The 17,376-nt window shown below is 42.8% G+C and carries 13 protein-coding genes; 1 reads left to right on the forward strand and 12 read right to left on the reverse strand.

Going from position 1 to position 17,376, the window contains the following annotated elements:
* Positions 1-73: 73 nt before the first annotated feature.
* The 12 genes from AWM73_RS06160 to pepV all read right to left on the reverse strand — a co-directional run bounded on the left by AWM73_RS06160 (position 74) and on the right by pepV (position 15,593).
* Complete coding sequence (locus AWM73_RS06160; protein ID WP_060778555.1) at positions 74-2,269, reverse strand: RNA degradosome polyphosphate kinase; 2,196 nt, start codon at positions 2,267-2,269, stop codon at positions 74-76.
* Positions 2,270-2,417: 148 nt separating this feature from the next.
* On the reverse strand, positions 2,418-3,980 hold the full coding sequence (locus AWM73_RS06165; RefSeq protein WP_060778556.1) for a Ppx/GppA family phosphatase: 1,563 nt from the start codon (positions 3,978-3,980) through the stop codon (positions 2,418-2,420).
* A 126-nt stretch (positions 3,981-4,106) separates the two neighbouring features.
* Positions 4,107-4,679 (reverse strand): GNAT family N-acetyltransferase, encoded by a 573-nt coding sequence (locus tag AWM73_RS06170; protein WP_060778557.1) that lies wholly within the window; start codon positions 4,677-4,679, stop codon positions 4,107-4,109.
* A 168-nt stretch (positions 4,680-4,847) separates the two neighbouring features.
* Positions 4,848-5,441: a DUF4230 domain-containing protein gene (locus tag AWM73_RS06175; protein WP_060778558.1), complete on the reverse strand. Its 594-nt coding sequence runs from the start codon at positions 5,439-5,441 to the stop codon at positions 4,848-4,850.
* A 136-nt stretch (positions 5,442-5,577) separates the two neighbouring features.
* Entirely contained in the window at positions 5,578-6,576 is a 999-nt protein-coding gene (gene pta, locus AWM73_RS06180) for a phosphate acetyltransferase (protein ID WP_060778559.1), read from the reverse strand.
* A 162-nt stretch (positions 6,577-6,738) separates the two neighbouring features.
* Positions 6,739-8,154 carry an alanine/glycine:cation symporter family protein gene (locus AWM73_RS06185; protein WP_060778560.1) on the reverse strand — a complete coding sequence of 472 codons (1,416 nt, stop codon included), beginning with the start codon at positions 8,152-8,154 and terminating at the stop codon, positions 6,739-6,741.
* 230 nt (positions 8,155-8,384) lie between these two features.
* On the reverse strand, positions 8,385-10,826 hold the full coding sequence (pheT, locus tag AWM73_RS06190; protein ID WP_060779085.1) for a phenylalanine--tRNA ligase subunit beta: 2,442 nt from the start codon (positions 10,824-10,826) through the stop codon (positions 8,385-8,387).
* 8 nt (positions 10,827-10,834) lie between these two features.
* On the reverse strand, positions 10,835-11,884 hold the full coding sequence (pheS, locus tag AWM73_RS06195) for a phenylalanine--tRNA ligase subunit alpha (protein ID WP_060778561.1): 1,050 nt from the start codon (positions 11,882-11,884) through the stop codon (positions 10,835-10,837).
* A gap of 561 nt (positions 11,885-12,445) precedes the next feature.
* Positions 12,446-12,778, reverse strand: a complete 333-nt coding sequence (locus AWM73_RS06200; RefSeq protein WP_060778562.1) for a winged helix-turn-helix transcriptional regulator — start codon at positions 12,776-12,778, stop codon at positions 12,446-12,448.
* Between the two features lie 25 nt (positions 12,779-12,803).
* Positions 12,804-13,424, reverse strand: a complete 621-nt coding sequence (locus AWM73_RS06205; protein ID WP_060778563.1) for an HD domain-containing protein — start codon at positions 13,422-13,424, stop codon at positions 12,804-12,806.
* A 26-nt stretch (positions 13,425-13,450) separates the two neighbouring features.
* On the reverse strand, positions 13,451-14,200 hold the full coding sequence (locus AWM73_RS06210) for a TrmH family RNA methyltransferase (RefSeq protein ID WP_060778564.1): 750 nt from the start codon (positions 14,198-14,200) through the stop codon (positions 13,451-13,453).
* A 1-nt stretch (position 14,201) separates the two neighbouring features.
* Positions 14,202-15,593 (reverse strand): dipeptidase PepV, encoded by a 1,392-nt coding sequence (pepV, locus tag AWM73_RS06215; protein ID WP_060778565.1) that lies wholly within the window; start codon positions 15,591-15,593, stop codon positions 14,202-14,204.
* Positions 15,594-15,833: 240 nt separating this feature from the next.
* Here pepV and malQ point away from each other — a divergent pair, with 240 nt between their 5' ends.
* Entirely contained in the window at positions 15,834-17,336 is a 1,503-nt protein-coding gene (gene malQ, locus AWM73_RS06220; protein ID WP_060778566.1) for a 4-alpha-glucanotransferase, read from the forward strand.
* Positions 17,337-17,376 lie beyond the last annotated feature (40 nt).

Here is a 17,376-nt window from a genome sequence, read left to right on the forward strand (position 1 = left end):
CCGATTTCCAACTCTAGCCCCAGACTGGCTAGACCATCATGGATTATCGGCAAGTGTTTTTTACTTATCTCTATTAATCATCTTTATGCCGGTTAGTTAAAAACCGGGTCATCCGTCTGAAAAAATTAGGTGAAGACGGGGTGATGCGCATGACGCTTTCGTTCCGCCGACTTTCAGCTTCTTGCATCATTTGTTCTTGGGAATTAATGGCCTTATCGCCGGATTTAACATGGCGATAGACTCCATCACTACCTAGTTCTCTGGCTTTTTGATTATCGGCTAATTCGACTTCTAAGAAGTGAATGATTTGGGCTTCAATATCTTGATCAATAATAGGAAATTCAATTTCCACCCGGCGGATCATATTTCTGGTCATCATATCCGCAGAAGATAGGAAGACATGTTTCTGACCATTGCGGTAGAAGTAATAGATCCGGCTGTGTTCTAAGAAACGGCCCACGATCGAGCGGACCCGAATATTTTCCGATAAGCCTTCGACTTGGGGACGTAAACAACAGATTCCCCGGATAATCAAATCAATTTGCACCCCAGCCTGGCTAGCCTCATAGAGCTTTTTGATTAGGGGTTTATCGGTTAGTGAGTTCATCTTAGCAATAATACGTCCATTACCGTATTTCTTCTGATTTTCAATCTCTTCATCGATATAATCAGTCAGAGAATCCCGAATGGCAAAAGGCGAAACATGGAGGGCCTCATAATCAGGCACTTCACTATAGCCGCTCAGGAAGTTAAAGAACTTGGACCCATCGCTAGTTAAGGCTTCATTAGTCGATAAGATCCCCATATCCGTGTATTGTTTAGCCGTTTTGTCATTGTAGTTCCCGGTTCCTAGGTGGATATAACGTTGGATTTTTCCAGCTTCCCGTCTCACCACCAGGGTAATTTTACTGTGGGTTTTGAGTTCACTTAAACCATAAAGGACATGGCAGCCGGCATCTTCGAGTTCTCTAGCCCAGTGGACATTATTCTCTTCGTCAAAGCGAGCTTTCAGTTCCACCAAGACGGTGACTTCCTTGCCATTTTCCGCTGCCTTCTTCAAGGACTTAACGATCGGCGAATGCTTGGATACCCGGTAGAGGGTCATCTTGATAGCGACTGTTTTCGGGTCCGAAGCCGCATGGTCGACAAAGGACAAGATCGGTTTGAAGGAGTCGTAAGGATGGTGGAAGAATAAGTCTCCCTTTTTAACAAGTTGGTAGAGGTTTTCGCCGTGGTAGTTGGGATATTCTACCGGTTCAAAATCGGGATACTTCCATTCGGGGTGGTCTTCACTAATATCATCAACCAGGTCAAATAAGAAGGTCAGATCAAGGGGACCGTTAATAGGATAAAGGCCTTCTTCTGGCACCTTCAAATAGGGTTGGACGGTCGCTAAGAAATCTTCATTATTGTGGTCATTCGAACTCTCCCAGCGGGTATCCCATTCAATCCGAACGGTTTTCCCGTGTAGGCGGTTTTTAACATGGTCTTCCATCACATCCAAGAGGTCCATAACATCATCTTCATTTAATTCAAAGTCAGCGTTCCGGGCAATCCGAAATGGAATCCGACGTTTAATGGTGTAACCCTTGAAGAGTGCATTTAGTCCATGGATGACGACATCTTCTACTAAAACATAGGCCTTCCCCTCACCATCATCTAAAGTGAGATAACGCTTGAGTAGGGTCGGAATAGGAACAACAGCAATATAGGAATTCTGATCCTTCTCTAATTCCACTAAAATATTCAAGGCATGGTTTTTCAAGTGTGGGAAAGGTCGGTAGGCATCAATACCAATAGCCGTTAAGGTGGGCAAAATCAGTTCTTCAAACTGCTCTTTTACTTGTGCTTTTTGAACTTCATTGAGATCAGCTACTGATTTAAGGTGGTAACCCTTTTCATCCAACAATTCTACCATGTCGTGGTAGCGGGCATATTGGGCTTCCACATTTCGCGTATTACGGTCATGAATACCTTGCATTAACTGCTTAGGTGACATTTGGGTTTTGTTTTCAGCCACTTGAACGCCATCAAGGTATTGATTATAAACCCCTGCAAAACGAACCATAATAAACTCATCTAAGTTAGAGCTGACAATCCCTAAAAAATTTAATTGTTCTAACAAGGGATTGTTGGGATCACTGGCTTCTTCAACGCAACGATAGTTAAAATCTAACCAACTCAGCTCCCGATTATAATAATAATGAGCAGCTGAGTTTTCAGCCTGCAAGGATTGGGTATTTTTTTGATTATTGCTAGTGGTTGACATACTGCACTCTCCTCCATTTTAATGCACAAGTAATACGACAATGTCGATAAAAACAGTTAGAAATTATGTGTCAAATCGATGATTAGACGCCAGTAAGAAGGTTAGCCAGCCAGGATTAGTCTATTCAATTAAAATTAACTTTTAACACTTACTCATCAAGACTATCCAGGGGAATAAACTCTAAACTTAAGCTTCCATCCAAGGCCCGGCTGAGATGTTTCTTATGGCGGTTGGCCCGGTATTTTTCGGTAATTATAGGCTCTGTGTGATAGATTTTCAACAAGTAATTGTTATCTTCATCACGTTCTAAGCGTAATTTTTTGACTGGATCAGTTTTGGAGTAATTTAAGGCTTGGGCAAAGCGAATCATTCCGCCCACTTTCATTAAGTGGTCTTCTTCTTCCTCACTAAACCAATCCTTAAAATTAGTCATATAAAGTTGGAAGAGCGACCGGTTCTTATAGGAAGACAAGAGCGCTAAACGTACCCGGTCCAAATGAGAAAAGCCGAGGAGATTAGTGTTAGAGAGCAGGTAGAAGGTGTGTTGGGAATCGGCCTCCCGACTGACAAAACTAGCAAAGCGATAGAGGTAGGCCGCAAATTCGATCATTTCTCTTTCTTCATCATCAAAAGTAAATTGATCCAAATCACACATTTGTTGGTAAAGACTCAAACAAAGATCAACGTGTTGCTGGGTCCCCGCTGAGTTAAAGGGCAGGTCATGGGCAATTTTTCTGGTGGAACGCAGGCGGATAAGCTGGGTATCAATCGGGGTATTATAATTCTTATTAATATCCTCTAAGATAATCCCTTCCCGCAAACCTTGGGTAGAAACTGTGAAATTTTTCGCCTTCGACAATTTGAAGAGTTCAATAAAGGCAATCAAAGCTGGTACGATCAAATCCGTCCGCTCAGTACTCAAACCTTCAATATCATCCAAATCCTTAGGCTTGGTGTCTAAAACCATATCCAAGGTTTCTTCTAAATCATCTAAAGTCATCTGATAACCATGGAGCCCCGCAATCGGATAATTATGCATACGCTGATGCATTTCGGCCACATTACGTACTGAGCCTCCAATCCCAATTAAAGGCAACTTAGCCTTCTTGATCCAGGGTTCTTGCTTAAATTGACTGCGGATATAATCCCTCGCCGCTTCAATAGCTTCTTCATCATTATGGTCCTTATTCTTAAAAAAGCGTTCACGAATATAGACCACACCGAAGGGAAAGCTATGAAAGGTATCCATGGCCTTGTCTTGGTACTTGGTTACCTCACAAGATCCCCCACCGATATCAATGGTAAGCGCATCAGGAATAGTAATGGCATGCATGACGGCATACTGGCCAAAGCGAGCTTCTTCTTCCTCAGAAATAATCCCAATAGTGATGCCGGTTTTTTCTTTGACACGGTCGATAATTTCTTCTTGGTTAGCCGATTGCCGGACGGCTGCCGTAGCCAGGGCTTTAATTTCATCCACTTTAAAGTTTTTGATAATGGTCGCAAAGTCATCTAAGGCAGTAATTAAGCGTTGAATACCCGTATCACTCATATATTTTTTATCATCTTTTTCAATGAGGTATTGGCTCAATTGTGACGGCACTTTGACGTTTTGAAGTTCTTCAAAATTATACCAGTCATCAATCCCGTAGATAACCAGACGGATGGTGTTTGACCCAATATCAATAATCGCTTTTCGCTCTTGAAACATGACATAGTCCTTCCTATTATAAAAATGCCAAGGACTCTCCTTGAAATTCAATTTTATTATAACGAATCACAGCCCCTGGCTCAATTATTTACCTTCTTAAAGTACAATTTGAGTTACTTAGAAAACTTAAATGGCCTTAATCATATGATAATGCGGATGTCCCCCAATAATCAATTCCGAAATGGTTTCAAAGCCTAGGCGTTGGTAAAGCGTCAGGGCGCGTTGGTTATGGAAGTCCACATTTAAGGAAAGCTTGTGGTAATTTTTTTCACGGCCGACTTGGCCTAGATGGGCGATTAATCGACGGGCATAGCCCTTGCCCTCTTCTCCCTGCTTGGTCGCTAAGGAATCCAGGTAGAATTCATCCACTAAGGCTTCTGTTTCAGCATAGCTTCTGGGGATTTGATCAAGGGAGTAGCCCATTTCCAGCATGGTGGTTTCCAGGGGGCTCTCAATAATAGGATCCAAGACGCCTGGATAAGCATAAGCTACAGCGACTAATTGGTCGGCTTCAAAGACCCCATAGCCGTGAGCGTATCCGTAACGGTAATAGGGTTTCTTCATGGCTTGAGCGATAATTTTGCCACTAGTCTCCCAACCATATTCATTAATTAAAGGTTCATCTAAGTGCTCTAAAATCACCTTAATCACCTGGTAGCTGGCCTGGGTATCCGATACTTTTAACTGTCTAATTTCCATAAATAATTTTCCCCTTTATCCAAATTTTTGTCCTCTTGCTTTAGTATAGACAAGCCTGGCCGAGTCTGCAAATCTCCTTATCTGAATTGAATGATCTGAAAAAATGCTCCCTATAAAGTAAAAAAATCCAAGGCTTGTAAAAACAACACTTGGATTTTTCATCAGTCTTTAATGAACATTGATCGTATAGTTTTCCTGAATGGTAGGATCCATATTTAATATTTCTTTAATGGTCCTTTCGGTATTTTGCTTGGCAGCTTCCAATAGGCCCTTGTCTTTGGCTTCTTCTTCCGAGGCTTTCTTTTGTTCATTGGTGAAATTAGCATAGTCATCTACTGTCATTTTATTGAAGATCGAGGCTTCTTCATCAAAGACCTTGACCGAATCGCTATCGATATCATGAGAGAGAATCTTCACCTCAGGCAATGTGACATCAATAGTTTGGTCTTGAACCTTGACATCAATAGCGCTGAGATCGATTCCGACATGGATCACCCCGTCATAGGAAACAATAAATTTTTTCGTGGTAAAAGGTAGCTTCCAGTTATAGAATTTTCTTTGATTTTCAAAGGATGCCGTATTGGTGTAGAAATATTTGGTTGTGGTTAACTCCTTAGCTTGTTCTAGGCGGTTACCCACTAATTCCGAAGTAATTTCTGTTTGGCTATCCTGCTTACCGAGATAGTGACCGCCAATAAAGGCAGCGGCTAATAGTCCTAAGATGATCACTAGGACCCCTAAAAATTTCTTAAATCGTCGCATAGTTTTCCTCTTTTCTGATAATCATTATAGCAAAAAGTCAGCCAATAGCACTTTTTTAAGCTTCCTTAACCCTATAGTTATAAAAAGCCCTTACCTTGGGGCAAGGGCTCATATTTATCGTGATCTCTTCTTAGTCTTAGTTTTCGTTTAAGCCTGCTTGTAAGGCAGTAACGATAGCTAACTTGTAGGCATCTTCTTCGTTACAGCCGCGTGATAAGTCATTTACTGGTTTAGCCATTCCTTGTAGGATAGGTCCAATCGCTTCAAAGCCACCGAGGCGTTGAGCAATCTTGTAGCCAATATTCCCGGATTGAATTTCTGGGAAAATAAGCACTTTAGCATGACCAGCTACTTTTGAACCAGGGGCTTTCTTTTCCCCAACAGCTGGAACCAGAGCCGCGTCAAATTGTAATTCACCGTCAACGTTAAAGTCTTCCGGTGCATTTTCTTGAGCAATCTTCGTAGCTTGGGCAGCTTTTTCTTGTTCTGGAGAAGAAGCTGAACCTTTAGTTGAGAATGACAAGAAGGCAATATCCGGTTCCACATCAAATAATTTAGCGGTTTCCCCTGTCACTAGTCCAATTTCCGCTAAGGTTTCAGCGTCTGGACTAATGGTGATGGCACAGTCCCCCATCATGTATTTTTCTTCACTGCCATCTTCTTTTGGACGGGTCAATAGGAAAGCACCAGAGACGTTTTTTACCCCGGCCTTAGTCTTGATGATTTGTAAAGCAGGACGTACGGTATCACCAGTTGCATGGGCAGCCCCTGAAACTAAACCGTCACTTTTACCCATGTAAACTAACATGGTACCAAAGTAGTTGACGTCTTTAAGCATTTCACGTGCTTGTTCTTCAGTGGCCTTGCCTTTACGACGTTCAACAAAAGCTTGGACCATTTCTTCATAAGCATCATAGTTATCAGGATCTACGATTTCAATTCCAGATAAATCAATGCCGCGGTCTTTAGCTTGAGAATGAATTTCATCAGGGTTACCCACTAAAATAGGAACTAAGAGGTCATCAGCTTTTAAGCGAGCTGCAGCCCCTTGAATCCGTTCATCAGTAGCTTCTGGAAAAACGATACGTGTTTGTTTCCCTTTAATTTTTGCTTTTAATTCATCAAATAAAGCCATTTCTCTACCTCCATAAATTATTAGATTCTAATTTTAGTTTACCATAAAATGAGCGTTTCTAATAATCATATGCAAACAGTACAAAGAAAAGAGCGCCTCTTAGTCTAGGCCGTCCTTTAAGACTAGGCCAGCACTAAGGCGCTCCCTTCTCTTATTTCTAGATTATTGCCAGAAATCCAATTTTTGTGGATCAAGACCAATATCCTTGGCTCTAAAGACTGGATTTTTACCCGCCTTTCTTTGCTTATGGTAATCATTTAAAGCCGCTATAGCCTGCTTACTTAAAAGTAAAATGGCCGGTAAGTTAATTAAAGCCATCAGGGCCATTAGAATATCTGCAGTCATCCAGGCCAAAGACGATTCTTGTAAAGCTCCTAAGAAGACCACCAGAATGAAAAAAATTCTAAAGAGACGCATGATCCCAGGTCTTGGCGTGCCTTTAAAGATATAAGCAATATTATTATCCACGTAATATAAGTTCCCAATTAGAGTTGTAAAGCCAAAAAGCATGAGTGACACCGTAATAAAGATGTTTCCAAAGTTTCCAAAGACGGTAGCAAGGGAAGCTTGGACGTAAGCCGCTCCAGATAATTCTTCTGCAGGAGTTATTCCTGAACTTAAACACATGAAGGCGGTTGCTGAACAAATTAACAAGGTATCAATAAAGACCGAAATCATTTGTACCAGCCCTTGTTTAACCGGATGGGACACATGGGCTGAGGCCGCTGCATTAGGGGCTGAACCGATCCCTGCCTCATTAGAAAAGAGACCACGTTTGATTCCATACATCATACTAGACCCAGCAATCCCTGAAAAGATGGCCTTGAAGTTAAAGGCATCCTTAAAAATTAAAGTAAAGATGGTGGGCAGGTAATTCAAGTTAAAGAGGATCATAATCAAAGCGACCCCAACATAAATGGTCCCCATAAAGGGAACTAAAAAACTAGTGAAGGAAATAATCCGTTTGCCTCCACCCAAGATACAATAGCCGGTCACCAAAGCCAAGACCCCACCAACAATTAAAGGCGTCCATTGAGCATGATAGAAGTCATAGACTTGAAAGGAGTCTTGTAAATTATAGGCAGCCAGCATATTGAAACCCACTGCGTAAGTCAAAATTAAAAACACGGAAAAGATAATGCCTAAGCCCCGATTATGGAGGGCCGTTTCAATGTAATGGGAGGGGCCCCCATAAGAATCCCCAGTTGGCGTCTTCTTCTTGTAAATTTGAGCTAGGGTAGATTCAATAAAGGCCGAAGAACCACCAATAATAGCCACTAGCCACATCCAAAAGACCGCCCCATAGCCGCCCAAACAAATCGCTGTTGAGACACCGACAATATTCCCAGTCCCCACCCGTGAAGCCGTTGAAACCATTAAGGCCTGGAATGAGGAAACCGAATCTTCTTTTTCGGGTTTTTCCATAATTACCCCAATTGCTTCCTTAAAGTCTCTAATTTGAACCCCCTTAGTGCGGAAGGTAAAATAAAGACCAATTCCCAAAAGCAAGACAATTAAAATCGGGTAATAAAGGACATTGCTGATTGGTGTCAGAAAATTAATCAGTTGTTCAGTCACTGAAGTCAGCTCCTTTTTATCAATTAAAAGTTTTTACCTTACTAGATTAGCGAAAAGTCCGATAAATAGCAATGGTTTTTTGTAATGATTTTTGACATCGTTTTAAATTTAAATCTCTTCACAAAAAAAGAACCTTGACTTATCAAGGTTCTTTAAAGATAGTCTTTATTACTAATGTCAGCTTAACTGCCACACACTTGGCACTTGCTTAGCAGCTAACTGATTGAATCTTAATCCCGAATTTTTGCTTGTAATTCATGAGCAAGGGCTGCTTTGACCTTAGCAAAGTCTTCATTGACTTCTTCATCTACCAAAGTCGCTTCTGGGTTCAGATAAGTGAGTTGATAAGCTACCGATTTTCGCCCGTCTTGGATATGTTCACCACGGTAAATATCAAAGAGTTTAACATTAACCAGGTAGCTATTCGCTGCGGCTTGAATAGTAGCTACAATTTCAGCATGGCTCACTTCTTCAGCCACAATCATGGCGATATCGCGGCTAATGCTTGGATATTTTGCCAGGGGTTCTTGGATGACCTGGTGTTCAGGCAAGTCATAGATGGCTTGTAAGTTAAACTCAGCCACGAAACTTTGGTTATTGAGGTCATAGTCCTTAGTAATTTGAGGGTGGAGTTGAGCTAAGTAACCAATGGTTAGCCATTCTCCTTGGTCCTCCACTTGTACAAGGGCTGTCCGACCAGGATGGGTATCCGGTAGATCAGTGCTTTGTAGGTAGCGAATTTGCCCGGCTAAATTGTAAGAAGCCAGTAGCGATTCCACTGCCCCCTTCATATCATAAAAGTCAACCGCTTGGGCCTTCCCTTGCCAGCTATCTCCTTCAACATCACCCGTCCATAAGGCTGCTAGATGGCTTTCTTCACGAGGAAGATCATCTTCTAACTCGTCATCATAGAAAACCCGGCCGATTTCATAGATTTGGACGTCCTTCACCTTACGAGCTAGGTTGTATTGGGCAATATCTAATAAACTGGTCAGTAAGTTAGTCCGCATGTAACGGCGTTCGTCACTCATTGGGAAGTCCAAGGCTACGGCTTCATGAGCTTGGGCTTGTAAGACATCAAGTTTCTTCTCACTGGTTAAACTGTAAGAAATCACTTGGTCAAAGCCTAGCGCTTCCATAGTCCGATGGCTTTGACGTTCAAATTTTTGCCAGTCGTTTAATCCAATATTGACGGGTTGGACTGGTGAAATCCGGGAAGGGATCTTATCGTAACCATAGATACGGGCGACTTCTTCCACTAGGTCAGCTGGAATGGAAATATCCCAACGTCGAGTAGGCACGGACACGGTAAATTCATCAGCGTCACCTTTAACTGGAAAACCCAACCGTCTAAAGGATGCTTTGACCTCTTCAAAACTGATTTCCATACCTAGGAGACTGGTAATATAAGCTAAATTAGTCGTTACTTCTTTATTTTTAACGTCAAGGTGAGATACCCAAGCGCGGCCCTTAACTGCTTGTCCGCCAGCCCACTCTTCCATCAATTGGGCCGCATAGGCGCCGGCTTCATCGATAGTGGCGATATTTAAGCCGCGTTCATTTCTCAAACTCGACTCACTTCTAAGGGCTAAGCGTCTAGCTGTGCGGCGGATATGGGAAGAGTTAAACATGGCTGATTCAATCAAAACATTGGTGGTATTGTCATCAATCTCAGTAGACAAGCCCCCCATCACTCCAGCTAGGGCAATTGGCTCTTGGCCATCAGTGATGACTAAGTCATCATCCGTTAAGTCTCTTTCCACACCGTCTAAGGTCACTAATTTTTCCCCGGTTTTAGCTAGTCGAGGAGCAATGGTTTTAGATTGCAACTTATCATAGTCAAAGGCATGAAGGGGTTGGCCGTATTCCAATAAGACATAGTTGGTCGCGTCAACCACATTATTAATCGGACGGATACCTTCTTTCATCAGGCGGATTTGTACATCAATCGGGCTGGCTTGAATTTTAACATCCTTAACCAAATGAGCAGTGTAGTGAGGGAAGAGATCACTATCAGAAATTTCAACAGTGACCTCACCACTTAAATCACTTCCCGCTTCAAAGGCTTGGTCATCATAAGTGTTGATGTCAATAGGACGGTCATAGATGGCACTTAATTCATAAGCGACCCCCCGCATGGATAGGGCATCGGCCCGGTTAGGAGTGATATCGAGGTCTAAGACCGTATCTTCTAAGTGTAAGTAGTCTTTAATATCTTGGCCTACGGGAGCGTCTTCCGGTAAGATCATAATCCCATTAGCAAATTCTTTAGGAATCACATTTTCGCTAAAGCCAAGCTCTTGTAAAGAACAGAGCATCCCATTGGACTCTTGTCCGCGCAATTTTCCCTTCTTAATCTTTTGGTTGCCAGAAACGCGGGCCCCATGTAAAGCAACAATAACCTTTTGACCCGCAGCCACATTAGGGGCGCCACAGACAATTTGTAAGGGCTCTTCTTGGCCGACATCCACTTGGCAAACATGCAAGCTGTCCGCATTCGGATGTTTTTCCACAGATAAGGTCTTTCCAACTACAATTTTCTTCAAGCCGGAAAAGTCTTGGTTCAAGCCATCGACTTCCAGTCCGGTCCGTGATAAGTCTTCTGCTAAAGCTTCATCTTGAATATCTTCAATATCTACAAATTCATTTAACCAATTACGTGATGCTAACATGTCAGTCATTACCCTCTTTCTTGAAATTGATGAATAAAGCGGAGATCATTTTGGTAGAAATGACGGATATCTTCAATACCGTATTTCAACATGGCTACCCGGTCTGGTCCCAGGCCAAAGGCAAAGCCACTGTATTCTTCACTATCAATCCCTGACATTTCTAAGACATTAGGATGGACCATACCCCCACCGAGAATTTCAATCCAGCCAGTTTTCTTACAGATGTTGCAGCCTTGGCCACCACACTTGAAACAAGAGATGTCAATTTCAACAGATGGTTCAGTAAATGGGAAGTAGGATGGACGTAGACGCACTTGGCGGTCGCCTCCAAAGAGATGGCGGGCAAAGAGTTCTAGTGTCCCCTTCAAGTCTGAGAGGCCGATATTTTTATCAACGACTAGCCCCTCAATTTGGTGGAATTGGTGGGAGTGGGTCGCGTCATCGGAGTCCCGGCGGTAAACCTTACCTGGACTAATCATTTGCAAAGGCCCTTTGGAAAAATCATGTTGATCCATGGCATGGGCTTGAACTGGCGAAGTGTGGGTCCGTAAAAGTACCTTATTTTCTTCAATATAGAAGGTATCTTGCATATCCCGAGCCGGATGGTCTTCGGGTAAATTCATCCGTTTAAAGTTGTAATAGTCCGATTCGATTTCTGGCCCTTCGACAATGATATAACCAAGGTCTAAGAAGAGGTCTTCAATTTCTTCCATGACTTGACTAATCACATGTTGACTACCTAATTTTTGTTGCTTACCAGGCAGGGTCACGTCAATGGTTTCCGCCATTAATTTTTGGTTAAGGGCTTCTTCTTCTAAAACAGCTTGTTTTTGGTCGAGTTCTTTAGCCACTTTATTTTTTAATTCATTGGCATAGGCCCCTACTTTAGGGCGTTCACTAGGGTCAATATCCTTCATGTGCCGCAAAGCTTCGGTGATTGGCCCCTTTTTCCCTAGGTACTTCACGCGAATAGCTTGCACATCATCAAGGCTAGAAATGCTTTGAATTTCTTCAGCGATTTGCCCTTCAATTGCTTGTAAATTGCTAATTATATCCATGCTTAAACTCCTTTTTATAACGATTATGTGAGAATTTTTCCACAAAAAAAGTCTCTCATTCCCAATAGGGACGAGAGACCGCGGTACCACCCTAGTTTTTATTCAGTTTGATTAAACAAACGAATAAACCCTTCATTTCAGGCGATAACGAGCCCAGTCGTGATACCTTTTGACTGCTGTCGCCCGGTACCTACTCCAGAAGTGAAAAATTCCTCGCTTACCTGTAAGAAACTCTCAATCGGTGATTTCTCTTCCTGTTACAGGCTATGATAAGGAACCGTCTTCTATCAACGTATTCATTAAGGATAATTGTAGCCGTTAAAGTCATTTTCGTCAACAAGTAATCTAGCCGAGGTAAAAAAGACTGGCGCGTAAACACCAGTCCCTTTTCAAAATGTGTTCCAAGCGCAAATCGATCTTTTGCGCACCCGTCACACTTTCTCTTAAACGTGTTCCAAGCGCGAGGTGAGCTCCATTTCAGAAGTACTTGCAAATCCTCTTTGAGGATTTACTGCGTACTTCTTCCAATGGTCTCTCCTCTTTTTGCGCTTGTCACACTCTTTACTTATCTAGTTCTATCCATTCGTCAGACCAAGAGTGTAATGAGGTTAAGACGGTTTCAAGATCTTGGCCTTTTTGAGTTAGGGCATAGTAAGTATATTTGTGGCAATCACTACATTGTGTCACCCGCTCAAGGATTCCTAGGCAGGTCAGTTCTCTTAGTCGTTCGGTCAGTACCCGGTCGGAAATCCCATCAATATGGTCACGTAATTCAGAAAAACGAAGTGGGCCTTTGAGTAAGCTTTGAATGATTAAACCATTCCATTTCTTTCCTAATAATTGGAAACCTTGCTCAAATTTGCGACACAGAGAAGGAATGTGCTGTTCACTCAAGCGGTCACTTCCTTTCTTTATAAAGTTAATTTTTCTTATTATTACTTTCTGCTAAGTTTGGAAAATATTTTCTCCTCAGCCGATTAAATGGCGTCAGCAAACGCTCATTAATGGTTTGGTTTAGAGGATTAAGGATGCGTTGACTACAGAAAGTTTGGCAATTATCCCGCCATATCTTAGAGGCAGGTCTTAAATATTCTGTCGATGCTAAGTATTTATCCACAAAAGTCACCACAAATGACTCTGGGTAAGCAGGAAGTTGCCAAGTAGCCAACCACATGTGTTTAATGATAATATCATGTTCAACTTCGTTTAAGTCGGTTAAGACTTCTGCATTTTTTAGTGCAATATAAGGGTGATTGGTGAAATGATTGCCTTTTGAGAATGTCATTTCTTTCGTGTCATAGTAGAAAAGATCATGCATTAAACCCGCACGAGCGACTGAACGATAGTCTAAGTTTAAACGCTTAGCAATTTTATAACTATAATAACTGACAGAATAAGAATGAACTAAACGATTCCCATAAATATGTTGGCGAAACAGACCTAAATCGGTAATAAATTCATGGTCTTTAATATCATCGATTAAGGCCAAATAGTCACGGTCATTTTCCCAAGGGTAATTAGTTTCTGTCAATAAGTTCATGTCCTTTCTTTTGTAGAGCCTACTGATCAATTAGGAAGAAAGTGGTGCATAGCGATCGAGCCGGCAATGGCGACATTCAATGATTCCGCCTGACCCAGCATGGTAATATAGAGACTAATATCACTCGCTGCAATGATTTCCGGTCGAACACCATTTCCTTCGTTACCTAAAATAATGCCCCATCTTTCGTGTTTTTTCAAGTTATAAGTTTCTAAAGCTTGGGCTTGGTCATTTAATTCGGTCGCTGCTAAACAATAGCCTGCTGCCCTCAAACTGGCCATGGCTTCTTCTAAAACCACTTGGTGGAGGCGAACATGGAATTGACTGCCCTGCATAGAACGAACCACCTTAGGGCTATAAGGATCAACGGTACCCTTACCTAGGTAGATATCTTGATAATTAAAGGCATCTGCCGATCGGATCAAGGTTCCCAGGTTCCCTGGGTCTTGAACCCCATCCAGTAAGAGAACTGCAGGGGAAGCCGGTTTTAAAGAGGCTTTTCGGTCTCGATTGACCACCGCAAAGACCCCTTGATCCCTTTGAGTATCAGATAGTTCTTGGGCAATTTCAGGACTGATCAGGGTTTGATTAGCCAGCTTAAAGTCAGATTCATGTTTGGGAGTAAGAAAGACTTCAGCCAAGTCTGCCCCCGCCTCTAAGGCAGCCTCTAAAAGATGGGGGCCTTCAATAAGATATTGACCAGCCTTTTCCCGTCCCCGCCGACTTAATAATTTTTTGGCATCCTTAATTTTTGGGTTATTTTTGGAAGTCAGCATATTACTTGATCAAGCGGTAAATCGCATCCGCATAAATCGCCATGGTTAAGAGGAGACGATCAACGCGTTGAACTTCATTAGGCTCATGCATAGTAGACACTTCATCTGGGAATTCAGCCCCAAAGGCAACGCCCCGTTCCATTAAACGGCCGTAAGTTCCCCCGCCAATAACAACTTCATGGCCTTCCATACCAGTATGTTCTTCATAAACCTCTAAGAGGGTTTCAACAAGTGGGTCATCCCCAGGAACATAGTGAGGCACTTTGTTAGAAGTCCCAGTTTCTTGAGCGAAGCCAAATTGGTCACCTAATTGACTAAAGGATTTATCCAATTGTTCAAAACTTTGCCCTTGAGGGAAACGGATATTCAAGGTCACAAATTGTTGACCATCCTTGGCACCAAAGACACCTGGATTTAAAGATAAGTCTCCCATCACTTCATCATGATGGTCAATCCCGGTCTTTTGCCCCTTGAAGTCTTGGTGCAAGAGGTTAGCAATGAAGCTAATATAGGAATTGCCTTCTAAATCACTGGATAGGTTCTTTAAGAATAGAGCCAGGTAAGTCGCCGCATTCTCTCCAGCTTCAGGGAAGGCCCCATGTGATACCCGACCATGTAGGTGGAGGTGGATCTTATTATCAGCGCTAGCTTCCACTGTCAAGCTAACCGGTTGTTTAGCTTGGAATTCTTCAGCAGCTGCTTGGACGTCTTCAAGGTCAAAGCCCTTGATGACCGCATCGGCATCCCCTGGGACCATATTTTCCCGAATACCAGATTCAAAGGACTCAATCGCCCCTTCTAAGGCAGGGAATTTCAAGGTAATGGAATACATTCCTTTTTCCCCATTAATAATCGGAAATTCAGCATCTGGTGAAAAGCCAAAGTCAGGTAGGGGTTCGGTTTCCAGGTAACGGGTCAAGCCCTTCCATTCACTTTCTTCATCCGTTCCGACAATAAAGTGAACTTTCTTCGATACAGGTAAATCTAAGTCACGGATAATTTTTAAGGCGTAGTAGGCTGCTAGCATTGGGCCCTTGTCATCGCTTACCCCGCGGGCATAGAGTTTACCATCAATGAGGGTTGGTTCAAAAGGATCAGTTTCCCAAGAATCGTCGACAGGAACCACATCGAGGTGGCCAATAATCCCCAAAATTTCATCGCCTTGGCCAAATTCAAAGCGCCCTGCCATGTTAGCCACATTCTTACTGGTAAAACCGTCACGGTCAACCATAGCTAAGAAAGCATCTAAGGCTGCCTTGGGACCAGGGCCTAGCGGTACTTCTTCCGTCGCCTTATCGTCTTCACGGTAGCTAGGAATTCTCAGTAAAGTATATAAATCGTTAAGATAGTCGTCTTTTACTTTAGCAACTTCTTCTTGCCAATTAATCGTCATCTTCTACATCCCTCCAATTGGCTACATTATAGCACAAGAGCCTTTGTCTTGGCTAAGGGAGTAAACATTTCTTTCTCTTTAACTAAATTATATTCAAGAACAAGCTTGATCACTATTCCTTAATCTAGAGCATCCTGGTCTCCTAAAGAAGGCAATCTTTGCTTAAAGCAAAGGAAAAAGTCATTCTTTTCTACCTTTTTGCTATAATATGTTTAATCTTGATTAAAGGAGAAAAAGCCTATGACACGTGCAAGCGGTGTGCTCTTACCCATATCTTCCTTGGCTAACGCAGAAGGCATTGGCAGCTTAGGAAAGTCCGCCTATCAATTTGTGGACTTCTTAGCCGCAGCCGGGCAAAGCTATTGGCAAATCCTGCCGCTAGGCCCAACCAGCTATGGAGATTCCCCCTACCAATCCTTTTCTGCCTTTGCCGGTAACACCAATTTCATTGACTTAAAAACACTAGTCGATTGGGGTTTAATTGAAGCCGACGACTATCAAGGCGTCGACTGGGGCAATAATCCCGAACAGATTGACTATGCCAAAGTCTTTTATCATAAACGCCCCATCCTAGAAAAGGCCGTCGCTAGCTTTCTTAAGCAAGCCGACAGCGATCCTGATTACCAGACCTTTGTCCAAGATAATCAGGACTGGCTGCAGCCCTTCGCTGAATTTATGGCGGTAAAAGAATATTATGACCTAAGCCCAATTAGCGACTGGCCTGAAGCCATCCGTTTAAAAGATGAAGAGGCCGTAGAGGCAATCCTAGTCCAAGAAAAAAATAGCCTCAATTATCACTATGTCAGTCAATATTTCTTCTTTAAGCAATGGTTTGCCCTCAAGGACTACGCCAATCAAAAAGGCATTTACCTAATTGGGGATATTCCCATTTATGTGGCTAGTGATAGTGTGGAGGTGTGGCAAACGCCTCGTTATTTCAAGCTTAACCAAAGTGGACAGCCCCAAGTAGTCGCGGGTTGTCCTCCAGACGCCTTTTCTTCTGATGGACAATTATGGGGAAATCCGATCTATGATTGGGAGACAATGGCTAAGGACAATTATCAGTGGTGGATTAAACGGATCCAAGCCAGCCTTAATCTCTATGACATGGTAAGAATTGATCATTTTCGGGGCTTTGAAGCCTATTGGGAGATACCAGCTAGCGCTCCAACTGCAGCCAGTGGCAAATGGGTCAAAGGCCCAGGCCTTGACTTGTTCCTAGCCATCAAGGAAGCCCTAGGATCTGTCAACATTATCGCAGAAAACTTGGGCTTTCTGACCCAGGAAGTTGCTGATTTACTAGAAGTCACCGGTTTTCCCGGTATGCATGTGATGCAATTTGGCTTTTCTGGTGAAGATTCTTCTGACCTCCCCCACAATTTCAATAAAAATTCCGTTGCCTATGTCGGGACCCATGACAACCAAACTGCCCTGGGCTGGTATTTAGGCCAAGACGCTGCCAGCCGCTACTATATTGATGCCTATTGTGGGCGTCAGAAAGCGGAGAGTGTCGCAGAAATGTTAAACCGAAGCCTAGCCGCCTCTTGCAGTCAAACAGTCATCTATACCATGCAAGACCTCTTAAATCTTGATGACCAGGCCCGGATAAATATCCCCTCCACCTTAGGAGGCAACTGGCAATGGCGGATGTCAGCTACCGCCTTAACGTACAGCTTGGTCAAGGACCTCTATAGCCTGACCAGACTCTACCACCGCTTACCCATAGTTAAAAATTTTCCTTAATGACAAAAGGCCCTGACCAGTATCAGAGCCTTTTTTCTCA

It is taken from the genome of Aerococcus urinae, assembly GCF_001543175.1.
GTDB lineage: Bacteria > Bacillota > Bacilli > Lactobacillales > Aerococcaceae > Aerococcus > Aerococcus urinae.